2 protein-coding genes are annotated in these 2,102 nt (G+C 68.6%); both read right to left on the reverse strand.

What is annotated here, in order from left to right; all coding sequences use genetic code 11:
* Positions 1–15: 15 nt before the first annotated feature.
* Entirely contained in the window at positions 16–1,515 is a 1,500-nt protein-coding gene (tnpB, locus tag AB0D67_RS39040; protein WP_362947470.1) for an IS607 family element RNA-guided endonuclease TnpB, read from the reverse strand.
* On the reverse strand, positions 1,512–2,087 hold the full coding sequence (locus AB0D67_RS39045) for an IS607 family transposase (RefSeq protein WP_362947473.1): 576 nt from the start codon (positions 2,085–2,087) through the stop codon (positions 1,512–1,514). The genes tnpB and AB0D67_RS39045 overlap by 4 nt, the downstream gene beginning before the upstream one ends.
* Positions 2,088–2,102: the final 15 nt, after the last annotated feature.

A 2,102-nucleotide genomic window follows, 5' to 3' on the forward strand; every position in this document is an offset into this window, starting at 1 on the left:
CCGTTGCTCAGAGCCTCAGCGGCTCTCAGCATTCCGGGCATTTCTGCCTGGAAGGTCCGTCACATCACCAAAGCGCGTGAGTGCTTCGGCTTGAGGACGGTCTCTCGCTTCCTTCCCGCGCTGTGCGGGGATTGCGCCACCTGCCCGCCCCGCTCCGGCTGTGCGGCCGGAGCGGGCGACGCGGGTCTTACCGTCGGCTCCACGAGGCTTCGACACCTTCACGGTGTCCTGGTCTCCGGCCACTCCGGTACCAGTCGAGCAGTCAGCTGCCAGGGCGGCGAGGTTGAGTGCGGCGTTGTCATCCCGGCCGATGACCAGGGGACAGGCGTCGCAGTCGAACACCCGGACGTGCAGCGGCAGCTTGGCTTTCACCGCGCCGCAGTCCGAGCAGGTCTTGGAGGAGGCGAACCAGCGATCGGCCAAGATCATCTGACCGCCGTTCCAGGCGGTTTTGTAGGCGATCTGGCGTCGGATCTCGCCGAACCCGGCGTCGGAGATGCGGCGGGCCAGACGCCGGTTCCTCAGCATCCCGGCGACGTTCAGGTCTTCGACCACCACTGTGCCGTAGGTGGCGGACACGCTGGTGGTGAGCTTGTGCAGGGCATCGGTGCGCAGATTGGTCACCCGGTGGTGCATCTTGTTGCGGACCGTGCTGGCGTTCTCCCACCGCTTCGACGGCTTGGCTCCGGTGCGCCGGTCGGGGCCCTGTCGGCGGGAGATGACGCGGGAGGCGCGGCGCAGCTGCTTGCGCGCGGCGTCGTAGTGCCCGGGATTGGCGACGGTGCGGATTTCGCCCGTCGAGTCGGCCATGACCGCGAGGGTCTTCACACCCAGGTCGATGCCGACTGTCACATCCGGGCGGGCCACGCGTTGCAGGTTGCGCTTGACTTCGGCCTGGAAGGAGACCAACCAGCGTCCGCGTTCGTGACGCACGGTCGCGGACAGGATCCGGGCGGTCCCGGCCTGCACACAGGCGAGGAGCTTCACGGTTGGCTCGTGGGTGCGGATCGTGCCCAGCCTCGGCAGGGTGACGTGTCGGCCGTCGGTGTCGATGCGGATGGTGCCGGTGGTGAACCGGCAGGACAGACGCGCCTTGCGCTTCGACTTGAAACGCGGCGCGCCCATCCGGGCGCCCTTGCGCTTGCCCTGCTTGGACTTGGCGTAGTTGTCGAACGCGGCGGCGGCGTTGGCGAGGCCGGTGTTGTACGCCTCTTTGGAGTTCTCCTCCCACCAGGCGGAGAACATCGGGTCGGTGCGCTTGGCCTCGTTGAACGCCTTCCGCAGCGACGGCAACGACCAGGGCCTCCAGGACGTCAGCTCGTCCTCGCCGAGGCCGTATGACGTTTCTGCCGCGCGTTGCCACCAGGAGGCGGTCACCCAGCCGACAGCCCAGTTGTAGGCAGCACGAGCCGCACCGCAGTGCGAACGCAACGCTGCCTCCTGGGCGGCGTTGGGGTCCAGGGCGAACCGGTAGGCCTGCACCACGAAACCGGGCTGCGGCTGGAACTTCTTCACTCGATGGCCTGGCCGGTTGCGAGGGCCACGGCGCGTTCGGCGCGGTTCCTGGCCGCCCGGCGCCCGTACAGGCGGGCGCACATCGAGGTCAGTATCTCGGTGATGTCCCGTACCAGGTCGTCGGTGGTCTCGGCAGGGTCCAGGACGACCAGGCGGCGGCCGGACGTCGACAGGGCGGCTTCGAGATGCTCGACACCGAACCGGGCCAGCCGGTCACGGTGCTCGGCCACGATCACGACCGCGTCGGCATCCGCCAGGAGCCGGTGCAGCTTGCGGCGCCGTCCGTTCAGCCCGGAGCCGACCTCGGTCACGACCTCCGCGACCGGCAGGCCGAGCCCGGTGGCCCCCCGGACCACGCGGGCGACCTGCCGGTCAAGGTCCGCTTTCTGATCGGAGGAGGAGACACGGCAGTACGCCACCACCCGGCCGGACGTCTTCACGGTGGGCTCGTCGACCAGCCACGTGCCAGACGGTGCCTGACGGACGGGGACGGGCATCTTGCCCTCTTTCGCCCACGTCCATGCGGTCTGGTAGTGCACGCCGTTGCGTGCCGCCCACTCGGAAAGCTTCACGGGATCATTATAGAC

Source organism: Streptosporangium sp. NPDC048047, assembly GCF_040653115.1.
Taxonomy (GTDB): Bacteria; Actinomycetota; Actinomycetes; order Streptosporangiales; family Streptosporangiaceae; genus Streptosporangium.